We start from the raw sequence: 14,349 nt of genomic DNA on the forward strand, positions 1-14,349 counted from the left end.
CCGGCGCCGGGCCTCGCGCCGACGAGCGCGGCCTCCGCGGCGGGCGCGCGCTTCGGCGTGCCGGCCATGCCGCCGAAGGCGAGGCGGGCGGAGCGGATCGCCCCCTCCGCCATCTCGACCCGGAAAGCGGCCATGACCGCGGAGATATCCTGGTCGAAGCGCTTGGAGAGCTTGTAGCAGGCGAAGCGGCTGGACGGCCCGGGCCTCGGCACCGTCACCGCCTCCACGAACTCGCCCGGCTGCCGGTCCTGCCTGCCATAGTCGAGGAAGAAGTCCTCGAGCGGAAGGTCCCGGCGCGCGTCGCCCCGGCGGAGATGCAGCGTCGCCCCGAGCGCGATGAAGGCCGGCGGCAGGTCGCCGATCGGCGAGCCATTGGCGATGTTGCCGCCGACCGTGCCGGCATTGCGGATCTGGATCGACGCGAAGCGCCGCAGCAGCTCGCCGAGATCGGGATGGAGGCGGGCGAGCGCCCCCGCCGCGGCACGGTGCGTCGCCGTCGCGCCGATGCGGAGCGAAGAGGGGCCCTCCTCGATCGTGCGCAGCTCCGCCACCCGGCCGAGATCGATCAGCGTGCCGAGGCGGCGGTGGAGCTTAGTCACCCAGAGCCCGACATCCGTCGCGCCCGACACGAGCACGGCCTCGGGGTGCGCGGCGTAGAGCCGCGCGAGCTCATCGACGCTTTCCGGCGCGAACCAGGCCTGGCCATCCGCGGCGAGGCGGAGCATCCCCTCCGCCGCCAGGCCGCGGAGCCGGGCCGCCGTCTCGGCATCCCCGGCCCGGTCGGCGGCGACCGATCCGGCGTCGAGCGCGGCCTCGACGATCGGGCCGTAGCCGGTGCAGCGGCAGAGATTGCCGGCGAGCCAGTCCTTGACCTCCTGCCGGCCGCCGAGCCTGCCCTCGAGCCAGCCGGCATAGAGCTGCATGACGAAGCCCGGCGTGCAGAAGCCGCATTGCGAGCCGTGGCGGGCGACGAGCGCCGCCTGGACCGGATGCAGATCCGCGCCGGAAGGCGCAAGGTCCTCGACGGTCGTGAGCTTCCGGCCATGGAGCGTCGGCACGAACTGGATGCACGAATTGACGGAGAAGTGCCGGAGACCGCCCGCATCGTCCGGTTCCGAGAGGACGACCGTGCAGGCGCCGCAATCGCCTTCCGCGCAGCCCTCCTTGGTCCCGGTCCGACGCTCGCAGGTCCTCAGATAGTCGAGGACGGTCATGGTCGGCGAGACGCCCGCGAGCGCGCGCTCCTCCTCTCCCAGAAGAAACCGGATCGCCTCGGCCATCAGCTTCCCCGATAGGTCGAATAGCCGTAGGGCGAGATCAGGAGGGGCACGTGATAATGCCCGTCCCGGTCGGCGATACCGAACCGGATGACCACCTCGTCGAGGAATTTCGGCTCCGGCAGGTCGATGCCGATCCGGTCGAAATAGGCGCCGGCCTCGAACAGGATCTCGTAGGCGCCGGCGCGCATCGCCGCGCCCTCGAGGAGCGGACCGTCGCAGCGGCCGTCGCCGTTCGTCACCGCCGCCGCGATCTCGATCCGCTGCCGGGCATCGAAGAGCCGGAGCCGCATCCCGGCGGCCGGGCAGCCGCGCGCGGTATCGAGCACATGCGTGGTCACGCGACCCATGGAGTCCCCTCGGGGGCCGCAACGTCCTTGTTGCAGCGCATCGGAAGACTATGCCCGGCCCGACAAATCCGTCAAAGGGTGAACGGCGACGGAGGATATCGTGAGCGCGACAATTCCCGACCCGCGGCCGTCGGCACTCGGCCGCGAAGCCTTCGTGGCCCGGTTCGGCGGGATCTACGAGCATTCGCCCTGGGTCGCGGAGGCGGTCTGGGACGCCGGGCTCGGCACCGACCTGGATGATCCGGAGCGCCTCGCCGCCGCCATGGCGCGCGTCGTCGCGACGGCCTCCCCCGAGCGGAAGCGCGCCCTGGTGCGCGCCCATCCGGACCTCGCCGGCCGCGCGGCGATCGCCGGCGAGCTCACGGCATCCTCGCGCGCCGAGCAGAAGGGCGCCGGGCTCGACGCCTGCACGCCGGAGGAGTTCCGCCGCTTCCAGGCGCTCAACGCAGCCTACAAGGCGAAGTTCGGCTTCCCCTTCGTGATCGCCGTCGGGGGTCTCGGCCGGGAGGAGATCCTCGCCGCCTTCGAGCGGCGGATCGGCAACGACCCCGACACGGAGTTCGGCGAGGCGCTCCGGCAGATCGACCGGATCGCCGCGATCAGGCTCGCGGCGATGAGCCGGCCGGCGGCCTGACCGCCGGCCCGCGCCTCCAGGGGGCACCAGCTACGGCAATTCGCCGGCGCTCGGCCTTGCGGAGATCATCAGCGCCTCGAAGGAGACGGCGGAAGCGCTCCAGACCCGGGCGAAGCGGCCATAGGCTGCGCGGCGGAGGGTCGCCGTCTCCGGCGCCGGCGGCGCCCGCTTCGCCGACCCGCGCGGAAATGCCGCGGCGGGCCTGCCGGCCGACGGGCTCAGGTGCGGCCGGTCCCCGGCGCGGCCATCTTGCGGTGCTGCTCGGCAAGCATCTCCGCCGGCATCACATGGGCGGCCGCGACCTGCATCTTGTTCTTCCAGCCGGCGACGACGTCGCCCTCGCCCTTCATCATGGCGTCGAAGCCGAGCTTCGCGACATAGGCCGGGTCGTCCTTCTTCTGCTGGCCGACCTTCGTGTCCATCATGTCGGCGCGCTCGAAGAACTCGGTATCGGTCGGGCCGGGCATCAGGCAGGTCACGGTGATGTCGGTCTCCTTGAGCTCGTTCCTGAGTGCGAAGGAGAAGGAATCGAGGAACGCCTTGGTGCCGTTATAGACGGCCTGGAAGGCGCCCGGCATGAAGCCCGCGATCGAGCCGGTGATCAGGATCCGGCCCTTGTTGCGGGCCCGCATGTCGCGGCCGACCCTGTGGATTAGGTAGATCGTGCCGGTCACGTTGGTGTCGACGACGTGGCGGGCGGCATCGAAGTCCTCGTCGAGGAAGCCCTTGCCGAGCCCGCGGCCCGCATTGGCGAGGAGCGCGTCGACCGGGCGGCCGCCGATCGCGGCGCAGAGCCGGTCGACGCCCTCGATGGTCGCGAGATCGGCCTGGACGGCGTCCACGCGCGCGCCGAGGGCGCGGAAGTCCTGGGCGGCGGTCTCGATCTCCGGTTCGTCGGCGGCCACGAGGAGGTCGAAGCCGTTCTCGGCGCAGCATTTGGCGAGCTCGTAGCCGATGCCCGTCGAGGCGCCCGTGACGATCGCCAGTCCGCGTTCCTGCGAAGCCATATCGGATCTCCTGCTCAATGCGGCTTCAGCACGACCTTCGTGCACTCGTTCTGCTGCTCCTTGAACATCCTGTAGCCGTTCGGAGCGTCCTCGAGCGGCAGCCGGTGGCTGATGAGGAAGGTCGTGTCGACCTTGCCCTCCCGGATGAGCTCCAGGAGCTGCGGAAGGTATTTCTGGACATGGGTCTGCCCCGTCCTCAGCGAGAGGCCCTTCTCCATCAGCGCGCCGACCGGAAACTTGTCGGCGAATCCGCCGTAGACGCCCGGCACGGAGACGCGCCCGCCCTTGCGGCAGGCCAGGATCACCTGCCGGAGCGCGTGGATCCGGTCGGTCGCCATCATCATCGTGGTCTTGGCGTGGTCGTAGACGTTGTCGAGCGCGAAGCCGTGCGATTCCAGCCCGACCGCGTCGATGCAGGCGTCCGGGCCGATGCCGCCGGTCATCTCGACGAGCGCCTCGTGGACATCGGCCTCCTCGTAATTGACCACCTCGGCACCGAGCCCGCGGGCGAGCTCCAGCCGGCGCGGATAATGGTCGATCGCGATCACCCTGTGCGCGCCCATGAGCAGCGCGCTCTGGACGGCGAACAGGCCGACCGGGCCGCAGCCCCAGACCGCGACCGTGTCGCCCGGCTCGATCGCGCAGTTCTCCGCGGCCATCCAGCCGGTCGGAAAGATGTCGGACAGGAACAGGACCTTGTCGTCCTCGAGCCCGTCCGGAACGACGATCGGCCCGACATCGGCATAGGGCACGCGGACATATTCCGCCTGTCCGCCGGCATAGCCGCCGGTCAGGTGCGAATAGCCGAAGAGGCCGGACATCGGATATCCGTAGAGCTCCTCGGACATGTCCGCCTTGTCGGCCGGATTGGAATTGTCGCAGGCCGAATATTGCTGGTGCTCGCAGAAGAAGCACTTGCCGCAGGCGATCACGAACGGAACGACGACGCGGTCGCCGACCTTCAGCCTGTCGTTGCCGCGGCCGACCTCCACGACCTCCCCCATGAACTCGTGGCCGAGTATGTCGCCCGCCCTGAGCGTCGGGATCACGTTGTCGTAGAGATGGAGGTCGGAGCCGCAGATCGCCGTCGACGTGATCCTGACGATCGCGTCGCGCGGGTTGACGATGCCCGGATCCGGCACGGTCTCGACCCGGACGTCGTGCTTGCCGTGCCATGTGAGCGCGCGCATGGGATACTCCGTGTTGGCGTTCGGATCAGGCGGCGCGCGGCGCGGCTTCGGGCGGCTCCGCGGTGCTGATCTCGCCGGTCTCCATGAGCTGCTTGAAGCGGCGGAGGTCGCGACGCGCCTGGATGTGCGGCTCCCTCTGGAAGAGCTTGGCCACAAGCGCGCCCAGCGCGCCGCCGGGAGGATCGTAGGCGATGGTCGCGCTCACCTCGCTTCCGCGTCCCGGCGGCGCATCGCGGAACTCGATGCGCCCGCTGTGCCGGATGTCGGCGCCCTCCGCGGATTCCCACGCGATCAGACGGCCCGGCTCGTCGGCGACGATGACGGCATCCCATTCGACCGATCCGCCGCCGGGAGCGGCCACCTTCCAGTGCGAGCGGGCCGGATCGAGAACGGCGACGTCGGCGACATTCTCCATGAAGCGGGGCAGGTTCGCGAAGTCGCGCCAGAAGGCATAGAGCGTCTCGCGCGGCCGGTTGATCGTGACGGTCCGGCCCGTGACGCGGGCGTGCTCCGTTCCAAGGCCGGCATCCTTCGGACGCGAACCGGACTTCAGGGTCGAAACCGGCGCGTCGCTTTCCGCCATGTCCGTCGATCGTGCCATTTCGCGGCTCCCGCTGATGCGGGCATAAGTCGACGGCGCGGATCACGGTTCCCGGGATTCGACTCCGTCCCGTTTCGGACCGAGCCGCGGAATCCGCAGCGGCGCCTCAGCCCCCGTGGGCGGGCATCATGCGCCGGAGCACGTCGTCATGGCGCACGAAATGGTGGTAGAGCGCCGCCAGCGCGTGGCCGGCCGCGAGTGCGATCAGCGCATAGGCCGCGAGTTCGTGGACCTCGGTGAGCGGGCCTGCGACGGCCCTGTCGCGCGCGAAGGGCGAGGCGATCTCAAGGACGCCGAGATCGAGCCCGACGCCACGATAGAGCAGGGTCGGAATGCCGATCAGCGGAACGAGGATCATCAGGGCGTAAAGCGCGTAATGGACCAGTTCGGCGGCGCGCTGCGCGAGCCTGCCCGCGCCTTCGGCCGGAGCGGGCGGGCGGTGCGCGAGCCGCCAGGCGAGCCGCGCGAGGCTGAGGACGAGGATGAGCAGGCCGAGAAGCACATGCGTGTTGACCACCGCATGCTCCCAGTCGGTCGGGAAGACGTCGACGGTCAGCCCGAGAGCGAAGACGAGGACGATCAGGGTCGCGATGGTCCAGTGGAGGACGATGGCGACGGTGCTGTAGCGTTCGGAGACGGTCATGACGGGGCGCCTTTCCCTTTGCCGCGAAGTCCAGCACGGCGCGCCGGACCGCACCTTGATCCCGGTCAATCGCACTTGCGGCCGGCCCGGCCGGACCCGATCCACGGCGCCTGTGGAGACCGCCGACCGGCGGCGATCCGCCGGTTTACAGCCACCGCCGCTCCGGATACGTATTACGTAATATGGAGGGCCTGGGAGGGTACGTTCGGTGCAGGTCTTTTCTGTCGCGCTCGAAGCGGCAACCAATCTCCTTTCCTTCGCCTACCTCCCCTATCTCGTCGGCGGCGCCGTTCTCGGCCTGATCGTCGGCATCATTCCGGGCCTCGGCGGGCTCGCCGGGCTGTCGCTGCTGCTTCCCTTCACGATGGGCCTCGACGCCAATGCGGCGATCGCCGCGATGATCGGGCTCGGCGCGGTGGTGGCGACGGGCGACACGATCCCGGCGATTCTGCTCGGCGTGCCGGGATCGGTCGGCGCGGCCGCAACCGTCGTGGACGGCTATCCGATGAGCGTGAAGGGCCAGGCCGGGCGCGCGCTGAGCGCGGCCTTCCTCGCCTCCATGGCCGGCGGGCTCTTCGGCGCGATCTTCCTGCTCTTCTTCATCCCGATCATGCGGCCGGCCGTGCTGATGTTCGGGATTCCCGAGCTTCTCGCGATCTGCGTCTTCGGCCTGTCGCTCGTCGCCTCCCTGAGCGGGCGGGCGCCGCTGCGCGGCGTCATCGGCGCCGTGATCGGCCTCACCCTGGCCTCGATCGGCGAGGACCCGCGCTCGGCAACGCAGCGCTGGACCTTCGACCTCCTCTATCTGTGGGACGGAATGCCGATCGTGCCGCTCGCGCTCGGGCTCTTCGCGCTGCCCGAGCTCGCGGAGCTCGCCGTCCGCCGGTCGCAGATCGCCAGCGCCCACAGCCGGATCGAGGGACGCCTAGAGGGCCTTCGCGACGTCTGGCGGAACAAGTTCCTGGTCTTCCGCTGCTCGCTCATCGGCTCCGGGCTCGGCGCGATCCCCGGCGTCGGCGCGTCGGTCATCGACTGGATCGCCTATTCGCACGCACTCACGACCGAGAAGGGCGCACGCGAGACGTTCGGCAGCGGCGACGTGCGCGGCGTCATCGCCTCGGAGAGCTCGAACAACGCCAAGGACGGCGGCGCGCTGGTCCCGACCATCGCCTTCGGCGTGCCGGGCACGGCCAGCATGGCGCTGCTGATGGCGGCCCTCCAGATGCAGGGCATCGTTCCCGGGCCGGAACTCCTCGGCAAGCGCATGGACGTGACGTTCACGCTGGTCTGGAGCCTGGTGCTGGCGAACTGCATCGGCACCGGGATCTGCTTCCTCTTCGCCAACCAGTTCGCGCGCATCGCGACGATCAAGGCGACCTTCCTCATTCCCGCGACGGTCGGCATCGTCCTCGTCGGCGCCTACGAATCCTCGCGCTCCTGGGGCGACCTCATCCTGCTCCTGTCGTTCGGGGCGCTCGGCTACCTGATGAAGCTGCAGGGCTGGCCCCGCGCGCCCGTCCTCCTCGGCTTCGTCCTCGGCGGCCTCATCGACCGCTACATGTTCATCTCCATCCAGCTCTACGGCTGGGAGTGGATCCTTCGCCCGATCGTCGCGATCATGCTGCTCCTCGCCATCTACATGGGCTTCGGGACGAGCATCCGGAACGCATTTCGCCGCGGCGGAACGCGCACGGTCTGGCGCCGGCCGCACTTCACGCTTCCGGCCCTCTTCACGGCCGGCATCGTCGTGGTGCTCGCGGGCGCCCTCGTCTCCACGCAGGCCTGGCCCTGGGAGGCGCGGATCATCCCGGAGATCGTCATCAGCGTCGGCATCGTAGCCGGCCTCGCCGCGCTTGCCGGCCAGCTCCTCGTCGCGCCCCCGGCGGGCGGGCCGGCGAAACAGTCCGCGGCGGAGACCGGCGAGGCGGCCTCCTCCTTCGAGGGCATCGCGCCGCGCGACATCGCGCTGCGCAGCTTCGTCTTCTTCGGCTGGCTCCTCGGCGCGCTGCTGGCGAGCTGGCTGTTCGGCCTGCTCTACGGGATCCTTCTCCTCGCCCTCGTCTACCCGCTCGTCGAGGCGAGGCAGGGGATCGGCAGGACGCTCGTCTACGCGGTCTGCGTCTTCGTGGCCTACTGGTTCCTGTTCGACGAGATCCTGCAGACGCCGTGGCCGCAGACCCTGATCGGGCTGCCGCTGCCCTCGGCGGGCTGGCTCTGGAACCAGTTCTGAACGGCGGCAAGAGCCGGCACTTGACGCCTTCCGCCCGAGGGCAAGTCCAACACATGGCCGCGGCGGGAGCCTGCGGCGGGAGATGCACATGACGGATATCGCCGAGACGGAGCACAGCCACCACGTGGCCGCGTCGAACAATGCGCCCGAATACGGCTCCGACCTGATGGTACAGCTCCTGCGCGATCTCGGCGCGGAATACATCTTCCTCAATCCGGGCTCGAGCTATCGCGGCATCCACGATTCGCTGGTGAACTTCCTCGGCAACCGGGCGCCCGAGATCGTGCTCGTCACCCACGAGATGATCGCCGTCGCGATGGCGCACGGCTACGCCAAGGCCACCGGCAAGGCCGGCTTCTGCATCCTCCACAACCTCGTCGGCCTGATGAACGGCTCCATGAGCGTGTTCAACGCCTTCTGCGACCAGACGCCGATCCTCATCCTCGGCGGCAGCGGGCCAGCCGATCCCGCCGAGCGGCGCTTCATCGACTGGGCGCATTCGGCGAACACGCAGGGCGATCTCGTGCGGCCCTACGTCAAATGGACCGACGAGCCGGCGACGCTCGACGCGGCGCTCGATTCCATGCTGCGCGCTTACCGGAAGGCCGTCACGCCGCCCTACGGGCCGGCCTATGTCTCGATCGATGCCGGGCTCCAGGAGCAGGCGATCGCCTCGGCGGCCATGCCCGATCCGAAGCTGCCGCGCTATCAGGCGCCGCCGAAGATCCACCCCGACCCCGCCATGATCGACAAGGTCGCCGACGCGCTTCTCGGCGCGCGCATGCCGCTTGTCATCGGCGGACGGTTCGGCATCCAGCCGGCGGTCACGGCGCCGCTCGTGCGGCTCGTGGAGCTCGCCGGCGCCGCCTATGTCGACGACCGCACCATCGTGTGCTTTCCGAGCGAGCACCCGCAGAACATGTCCGGAGACCGCAAGATCCGAGGCGAGGCCGACCTCTTCGTCTGCTTCGACTGCCAGGACCTGACGGCGGCGACCGGCGGCTACGGCTCGACCCGGAGCGGCATCATGGGCATGGGCGCAGGCGCCAAGGAGGCGGCCGTCGTCGACGTCTCGCTCGGGGACTATTTCGGCAATTCCTGGACGCGCTTCGGCGGGCCGACGCCGCCTGCCGACATGCAGGTGATCGCCGATCCGCTGCTCGCGCTCGAGCACCTCGTCGCGGCCGTCGAACGGAAGCTCGCGGCCGGCGCACCGGCCGCGCTTTCGGCGCGCCGCGCGGCGATCGCGGAACGGCATGCAGATCTCGCCGCCCGCCGGAAGCAGAAGCTCGAGGCGCGCTTCGCGGAGACGCCGGTCTCGCTGGAGCGCATCACCCACGAGGTCTACCAGGCCGTGAAGGACGAGGACTGGACGCTGGTCGTCCGGAACCACCGCACCTGGGTGGAAGGCTGCTGGCCGTTCGCCGGCGCCGGCCAGTATCTCGGCGGCGACGGCGGCGGCGGCGTGGGCTACGGCCCGGGCGCGGCGGCGGGCGCCGCGCTCGCGCTCAAGGGAACCGGCAAGCTGCCGGTCGCGATGATCGGCGACGGCGACTTCATGATGGCGCCGGGCGCGATCTGGTCGGCCGCCCATCACCGCGTGCCGCTCCTCATGGTGATCCTCAACAACCGCTCCTGGGGCAATGACGAGCTGCATCAGCGGGAGGTCGCGGAGCATCGCGGGCGGGCGGTCGCCAATGCGCATATCGGCCAGCGGACCTACGATCCCGACGCCGACCTCGCCGGCGTGGCGCGCTCGTTCGGCGCCTGGGCCAAGGGTCCGATCTTCGATCCCGCCGAGATCGCCGGGGCGCTTCGCGAAGCGATCACCGAGGTGAAGGCGGGGCGGGTCGCGGTGGTGGAGGTGGTGACGGCGCTCACCTGAGCGCCGTCCGGCCGAGCCCGCCGGCCGCCACGATCAGCTTGCCGGCGAAACGGGAGCGCGCAACATGAAGGACATGGACCTTCGACAGCCTGCCCACTCCTTCGAAATGCGCGTCAACCGGCCGTCGACGCTGCTGCGCGACGAAGTGCTGAGCAAGCTTCGGCAGGCGATCGTCAACGGCCGCTACCGGCCGGGCGAGCGCCTGCTCGAGCGCGATCTCTGCGAGGCGCTCGGCGTCAGCCGGACCTCCGTGCGCGAAAGCCTGCGCCAGCTCGAGATCGAGCACCTCGTCACCGTCGAGCCGCGGCGCGGCCCGCAGGTGGCGGTGATCACGGAGGAGGTCGCCCGCCAGATCTACGAGCTGCGCATCGTGCTCGAGCGCAAGGCGGTCGCGCTCTTCGTCGAGCGGGCGCCGCCCGCGGCCTTCGCCGAGCTCCGCGACATCAACGAGCGCTTCAGGCAGGCGACCTCGGCCGGCGACCTGGAGACCCGCCTGCAGCTGAAGGTGCGGTTCTACGACGTGCTGTTCGGCAGCGCCGGCAATGCCGTCATGCACACCTTCTTCCGCCAGCTCTTCAACCGGATCGGCTATCTGCGCTCGCGCTCGCTGCAGGACATGCGCAATGTCGGGCAGCGCGCGGCGGAGCTCGATGCGTTTCTCGCCGCGCTCGAGGCCCGGAACGTCGCGGCCGCGCAGGACGCCATCGAGGCGCATGTCCGGAGCCTCGGGGAGAACGCCATCGCCAAGCTCCGCAGCGAGGCGGACGAATGGCAGCTCCGGCCCGTGCGCCTTTAGCCGCCGGACGCCGCGTCCGGGGAACCCTGACCGCGGATCGCCTGTTCTCCTGCCGTTCCAAGCAGGAGGCATGACATGCCCGCGAAATCCAAGGCGCAGCAGAAGGCCGCCGGTGCGGCGCTTTCGGCGAAGCGCGGCGAGACGCCGAAGAGCAAGCTGAAGGGCGCGTCCAAGGAGATGGCCGCGTCCATGAGCGAGAAGGAGCTGCACGATCTCGCCGCGACGAAGCGCAAGGGCAAGCCGGAGCACGCGTCGCGGTCCTGAGCCTTTCCGCCGCTTGCCCTTGGTCCGGCGAGCGGCGATCCTCCCCCGCAAATCCGGGGGAGAAACATGGATTTCACGCTCGACGCCCGTACCGAAGACCTGAGGCGGCGCGTCCGCGCCTTCGTCGCGCACGAGGTGGTGCCGCTCGAGGCGGACCGCTCCGCTTGGGACGCGTGGGAGAATATCGGTCTGCCGGCGCGCGACGCCCTCCGCGCCAAGGCGAAGGCCGCCGGCCTGTGGGCACCGCAGGTCTCCCCCGGGCGCGGCGGGCTCGGCCTCTCGATGGTCGGACAGGCGGCGTTCTACGAGGAGGCGAACTGGTCCATCTTCGGCCCGAGCAGCCTCAATTGCGCGGCGCCGGACGACGGCAACATGCGCCTCCTCGACAAGGTGGCGAGCGAGCCGCAGAAGGATGCCTTCCTCGATCCGATCGTGGCCGGCGCGAACTCCTCCTTCGCGATGACCGAGCCGGCGCCGGGCGGCGGTTCAGACCCCGGCATGATCCGGACCGCCGCCGAGCGGCGGGGCGACCAGTGGGTGGTGCGCGGGCGCAAATGGTTCATCTCGGGCGCCGCGCTCGCCGAGCGCTTCATCCTGATCGCGCGCACCGATCCCGACCCGGCCGAGACGCGCCGGCACCTGACCGCCTTCCTCTTCGAGCGCGACCGGCCGGGCTGGCGGATCGTCCGCCGCATCCCGAACATGGGCCCCGACGAGCATGGCGGCGTGTGCGAGCTCGAATTCGACGGCCTGGAGATTCCCGGCGCCAACGTGCTGATGGAGGTCGGCGACGGCCTGAAGGTGACGCAGATCCGGCTCGGCCCCGCGCGCCTCACCCATTGCATGCGCTGGCTGGGGCTCGCCAAGAGATGCGTGGCGATCGCGGCCGGCTATGCCGAGGAGCGCGAGGGCTTCGGCGTCCGGCTGGCGGACCGGGAGAGCGTGCAGATCAAGCTGGCGGAGGTGGCCCAGGCGATCGCGATCGGCCGCCTTCTCGTGATGCAGGCGGCGTGGCTGCTCGACCGCGGCGACTTCGCGCGGAAGGAGGTCTCGATGGCGAAGATGCATGTGGCGGACACGCTGCACCTCGCCGCCGACACCGCCGTCCAGCTGCAGGGCGCGCGCGGCTATTCGAAGGATTCGGTGGCGGAGTGGATCTACCGCTATGCGCGCTGCGCCCGGCTCGTCGACGGCGCGTCGGAGGTCCACAAGATGGTGCTCGCGGGCCTCTATGCACGGGAAGGCACCGACTTCTGGCGCTGGCAGCCGGCCTGAGCCCGTCAGCGCGCGTGGTCGATCCGCTCGGGCCCCGCGAAGAGGCCGGCCGGCTTCAGCGCGAGCAGCAGCGTGAGCGCGCCGAAGGTCGCGACGTCGCGCCAGGCGATCGGAAGATAGGCCGACCAGAGCGTCTCCGCGAAGCCGAGGAGACCCGCGCCGGCAACGGTCGCCGGCACCGAGCGGAAGCCGCCGAGCACGACGACGTAGAGCACCTTCAGCCCGAGCATCAGGCCCTGGTAGAAGCTGACATTGCCGTAATTGAGCGCGGCGAGGATGCCGGCCGCGCCGGCATAGACGCCGCCGAAGAGCATCGAGCCGGCGATGATTCGCCGCGTGTCGACGCCGACGAGGCGCGCCATGCCCGCATCGTCGGCGACTGCCCGCCAGGCGCGGCCGACGGGATGGCGGGCGAGCACCGCAGCGAGCGCGACAATGAGAGCCCCGGCGCAGGCGAGGTTGACGAACTGCATCGCCGTCACGCCGACCGGGAAGGGCCCGGACAGGAGCGTGAGCGGGATGGCGAGCACCGGCTGCAGCCAGACCTCGCGGCCGTCGGAGGCGAAGCGCGCCGCCTCTTCGATCACGATCGCGACCCCGATCGTCGCCACCAGCATGGAAAGCCGGCTGCCGTCGACGAGCGGCACCACGACCAGCCGCGCCAGGACGACCGAGAGGAGCGCCGTCGCGCAAAGCGCCAGGACGACGCCGATGGCGAGCGCCGGCGCGTCGCGGAGCCAGAAGGCGGTCCCGAGCATGGCCGCGGAAACCGCCGCGCTCTGCCCGCCCCAGATCGCGATCGCCCCAAAGGCGAGATTGGTCCGGTTTGTGACCGCGTGGACCAGCACGTAGCCGACCGCGAGAAGCGCGTAGAAGGCGCTCACCTGCACGCCGTTCCAGGCCTGCTGAAGGAAATAGGCGATCTCGGCGGGCATGATCCGCTCCCAGGGCGCGATCGGACGATCCCGGGGCGAACTTGTCAAGCGCCGCTTGGCGGTTAGACTGACCGGATGGCCTGGACCTGGACGGAGCGGCAGTTCGTGGGCGGCGCTCTCGCGCTCGATCTCGTCAACACGGTCTGCTTCCGGGACGATCCGGTGCGGCGCTTCGACAAGTTCGCCGCGCTTTCCGACCTGTCGGACTTTGCGGCGGCCGCAAGCCGCTTCGCCGGCGCGCCGACGCTCGGACTGGGTCCGGGCACCGCCGACGCCCTCGTTCTCGCCCACCACAAGGAGGTGCGGGAAGCGATCGACGCCGCGCTTCGCCCGCTCGCCGCGGCAAGGGCCCCGGCCGCGGGCGACCTGCAGCGGCTTCTGCGCTTCCATCACGACTGGCTGGGCGGCCGTTCCCTCGCCGCGACGGAGGCGGGCCTCGCTTTTTCCGACGGCGAAGGGCCCTTGCCGCTCGCCGCGCTGGCAACGCATTCCGCGCTCGCGATCCTCTTTTCGGACGCGATCTCGCGGGTGAAGGCCTGCCCGAACTGCCACTGGCTCTTCCTCGACCGGTCGCGGAACGCGAGCCGCGTCTGGTGCGACATGGCGGTCTGCGGCAACCGCGCGAAATCCGAGCGGCACCAGCGCCGCCGCCGCGGCGAAACGGAACCGGCATTGGCCGGATTGGAGGGTTGAGATGCCTCGTCGTCCGAAGCGGTCGCGTCCGCGGGTCGTCGCCGTCTCCGCCGCGCTCGCGCTTCTCCTCGCCGCCGCGTCCTGCGGGCGCGAGGACGACAGCCCCTATGTCGAGATCGTCGGCGGCGGCTTCATCTTCAACTACCGGAACGCGGAAGCGAGCTACGGCATCGTGGCGAAGCCCCTCCGCGGGCTGCCGGAGGGAGGCAGGCTCACCGCGCAGTTCGAGAATCCGGCCGGCGGCGCCCCGATCGAGGTGAGCCAGCCGACGGCGGGCCGGCGCGAGCGCTTCAAGTTCGAGACGCCGCCCGTCTCAGGCGTCGCGAAGGGGCACGCCTACAAGGTCGTGCTCACGCTCGCGGACGCCTCCGGCGCGACGCTCCAGACGATCGAGAAGAGCTACGCCTCCACGCTCGACCAGAGCGTCCTGCCGGAACGGCCGCTCGCGATCGGACCGGGCTATCAGGCCAATATCGACGGCAGCACGTCGCCTTTTCCGCCCTCCGTGAACGGTCCATTCCAGAATCAGGGGAAATGAGAATGGAAATTTCCGCCGGGCAGGATCAGAT

At 70.2% G+C, this 14,349-nt stretch carries 15 protein-coding genes; 8 read left to right on the forward strand and 7 right to left on the reverse strand.

Going from position 1 to position 14,349, the window contains the following annotated elements; all coding sequences use genetic code 11:
• Positions 1-1,280 (reverse strand): xanthine dehydrogenase small subunit (gene xdhA / locus E4O86_RS10930; RefSeq protein ID WP_161140576.1); only part of this gene is annotated, 1,280 nt, incomplete at its 3' end.
• A complete protein-coding gene (gene uraH, locus E4O86_RS10935) occupies positions 1,280-1,627 on the reverse strand; it encodes a hydroxyisourate hydrolase (protein ID WP_161140577.1) in 348 nt (115 codons plus the stop codon). The genes xdhA and uraH, both read right to left, overlap by 1 nt.
• A gap of 100 nt (positions 1,628-1,727) precedes the next feature.
• Between uraH and uraD the strand changes: the two genes are divergently transcribed.
• A complete protein-coding gene (uraD, locus tag E4O86_RS10940; protein WP_161140578.1) occupies positions 1,728-2,261 on the forward strand; it encodes a 2-oxo-4-hydroxy-4-carboxy-5-ureidoimidazoline decarboxylase in 534 nt (177 codons plus the stop codon).
• A 218-nt stretch (positions 2,262-2,479) separates the two neighbouring features.
• Here uraD and E4O86_RS10945 read toward each other — a convergent pair whose 3' ends face one another.
• The 4 genes from E4O86_RS10945 to E4O86_RS10960 form a co-directional block, all read right to left on the reverse strand.
• Entirely contained in the window at positions 2,480-3,268 is a 789-nt protein-coding gene (locus tag E4O86_RS10945; RefSeq protein WP_161140579.1) for an SDR family NAD(P)-dependent oxidoreductase, read from the reverse strand.
• 14 nt (positions 3,269-3,282) lie between these two features.
• Positions 3,283-4,458, reverse strand: coding sequence for a zinc-dependent alcohol dehydrogenase (locus E4O86_RS10950; protein WP_161140580.1), 1,176 nt, complete (start codon positions 4,456-4,458; stop codon positions 3,283-3,285).
• Between the two features lie 25 nt (positions 4,459-4,483).
• Entirely contained in the window at positions 4,484-5,059 is a 576-nt protein-coding gene (locus E4O86_RS10955) for an SRPBCC family protein (RefSeq protein ID WP_161140581.1), read from the reverse strand.
• Positions 5,060-5,165: 106 nt separating this feature from the next.
• Positions 5,166-5,702: a cytochrome b gene (locus E4O86_RS10960; protein ID WP_161140582.1), complete on the reverse strand. Its 537-nt coding sequence runs from the start codon at positions 5,700-5,702 to the stop codon at positions 5,166-5,168.
• A 208-nt stretch (positions 5,703-5,910) separates the two neighbouring features.
• Here E4O86_RS10960 and E4O86_RS10965 point away from each other — a divergent pair, with 208 nt between their 5' ends.
• The 5 genes from E4O86_RS10965 to E4O86_RS10985 all read left to right on the forward strand — a co-directional run bounded on the left by E4O86_RS10965 (position 5,911) and on the right by E4O86_RS10985 (position 12,152).
• On the forward strand, positions 5,911-7,932 hold the full coding sequence (locus E4O86_RS10965; RefSeq protein ID WP_161140583.1) for a tripartite tricarboxylate transporter permease: 2,022 nt from the start codon (positions 5,911-5,913) through the stop codon (positions 7,930-7,932).
• A gap of 88 nt (positions 7,933-8,020) precedes the next feature.
• Positions 8,021-9,817, forward strand: coding sequence for a thiamine pyrophosphate-binding protein (locus E4O86_RS10970; RefSeq protein WP_161140584.1), 1,797 nt, complete (start codon positions 8,021-8,023; stop codon positions 9,815-9,817).
• A 64-nt stretch (positions 9,818-9,881) separates the two neighbouring features.
• Positions 9,882-10,613: a GntR family transcriptional regulator gene (locus E4O86_RS10975; RefSeq protein WP_161140585.1), complete on the forward strand. Its 732-nt coding sequence runs from the start codon at positions 9,882-9,884 to the stop codon at positions 10,611-10,613.
• Positions 10,614-10,688: 75 nt separating this feature from the next.
• Positions 10,689-10,877 (forward strand): DUF3008 family protein, encoded by a 189-nt coding sequence (locus E4O86_RS10980; RefSeq protein WP_161140586.1) that lies wholly within the window; start codon positions 10,689-10,691, stop codon positions 10,875-10,877.
• Positions 10,878-10,943: 66 nt separating this feature from the next.
• Complete coding sequence (locus tag E4O86_RS10985) at positions 10,944-12,152, forward strand: acyl-CoA dehydrogenase family protein (protein ID WP_161140587.1); 1,209 nt, start codon at positions 10,944-10,946, stop codon at positions 12,150-12,152.
• Positions 12,153-12,157: 5 nt separating this feature from the next.
• On the opposite strand, the gene E4O86_RS10990 is transcribed toward E4O86_RS10985, so the two are convergent.
• Entirely contained in the window at positions 12,158-13,087 is a 930-nt protein-coding gene (locus E4O86_RS10990; protein WP_161140588.1) for a branched-chain amino acid ABC transporter permease, read from the reverse strand.
• A gap of 75 nt (positions 13,088-13,162) precedes the next feature.
• Between E4O86_RS10990 and E4O86_RS10995 the strand changes: the two genes are divergently transcribed.
• Positions 13,163-13,780 carry a CGNR zinc finger domain-containing protein gene (locus E4O86_RS10995; protein ID WP_161140589.1) on the forward strand — a complete coding sequence of 206 codons (618 nt, stop codon included), beginning with the start codon at positions 13,163-13,165 and terminating at the stop codon, positions 13,778-13,780.
• 1 nt (position 13,781) lies between these two features.
• On the forward strand, positions 13,782-14,318 hold the full coding sequence (locus E4O86_RS11000; RefSeq protein ID WP_161140590.1) for a hypothetical protein: 537 nt from the start codon (positions 13,782-13,784) through the stop codon (positions 14,316-14,318).
• Positions 14,319-14,349: the final 31 nt, after the last annotated feature.

The organism is Propylenella binzhouense (assembly GCF_009866965.1).
Taxonomy (GTDB): Bacteria; Pseudomonadota; Alphaproteobacteria; order Rhizobiales; family Afifellaceae; genus Propylenella; species Propylenella binzhouense.

What these genes read in the sequence shown, in the direction of transcription:
- uraH (WP_161140577.1), bottom strand. Translation starts at nt 1,627, where the DNA reads ATGGGTCGCGTGACCACGCATGTGCTCGATACCGCGCGCGGCTGCCCG.
- E4O86_RS10945 (WP_161140579.1), bottom strand. Translation starts at nt 3,268, where the DNA reads ATGGCTTCGCAGGAACGCGGACTGGCGATCGTCACGGGCGCCTCGACG.
- E4O86_RS10950 (WP_161140580.1), bottom strand. Translation starts at nt 4,458, where the DNA reads ATGCGCGCGCTCACATGGCACGGCAAGCACGACGTCCGGGTCGAGACC.
- E4O86_RS10955 (WP_161140581.1), bottom strand. Translation starts at nt 5,059, where the DNA reads ATGGCACGATCGACGGACATGGCGGAAAGCGACGCGCCGGTTTCGACC.
- E4O86_RS10960 (WP_161140582.1), bottom strand. Translation starts at nt 5,702, where the DNA reads ATGACCGTCTCCGAACGCTACAGCACCGTCGCCATCGTCCTCCACTGG.
- E4O86_RS10970 (WP_161140584.1), top strand. Translation starts at nt 8,021, where the DNA reads ATGACGGATATCGCCGAGACGGAGCACAGCCACCACGTGGCCGCGTCG.
- E4O86_RS10975 (WP_161140585.1), top strand. Translation starts at nt 9,882, where the DNA reads ATGAAGGACATGGACCTTCGACAGCCTGCCCACTCCTTCGAAATGCGC.
- E4O86_RS10980 (WP_161140586.1), top strand. Translation starts at nt 10,689, where the DNA reads ATGCCCGCGAAATCCAAGGCGCAGCAGAAGGCCGCCGGTGCGGCGCTT.
- E4O86_RS10985 (WP_161140587.1), top strand. Translation starts at nt 10,944, where the DNA reads ATGGATTTCACGCTCGACGCCCGTACCGAAGACCTGAGGCGGCGCGTC.
- E4O86_RS10990 (WP_161140588.1), bottom strand. Translation starts at nt 13,087, where the DNA reads ATGCCCGCCGAGATCGCCTATTTCCTTCAGCAGGCCTGGAACGGCGTG.
- E4O86_RS10995 (WP_161140589.1), top strand. Translation starts at nt 13,163, where the DNA reads ATGGCCTGGACCTGGACGGAGCGGCAGTTCGTGGGCGGCGCTCTCGCG.
- E4O86_RS11000 (WP_161140590.1), top strand. Translation starts at nt 13,782, where the DNA reads ATGCCTCGTCGTCCGAAGCGGTCGCGTCCGCGGGTCGTCGCCGTCTCC.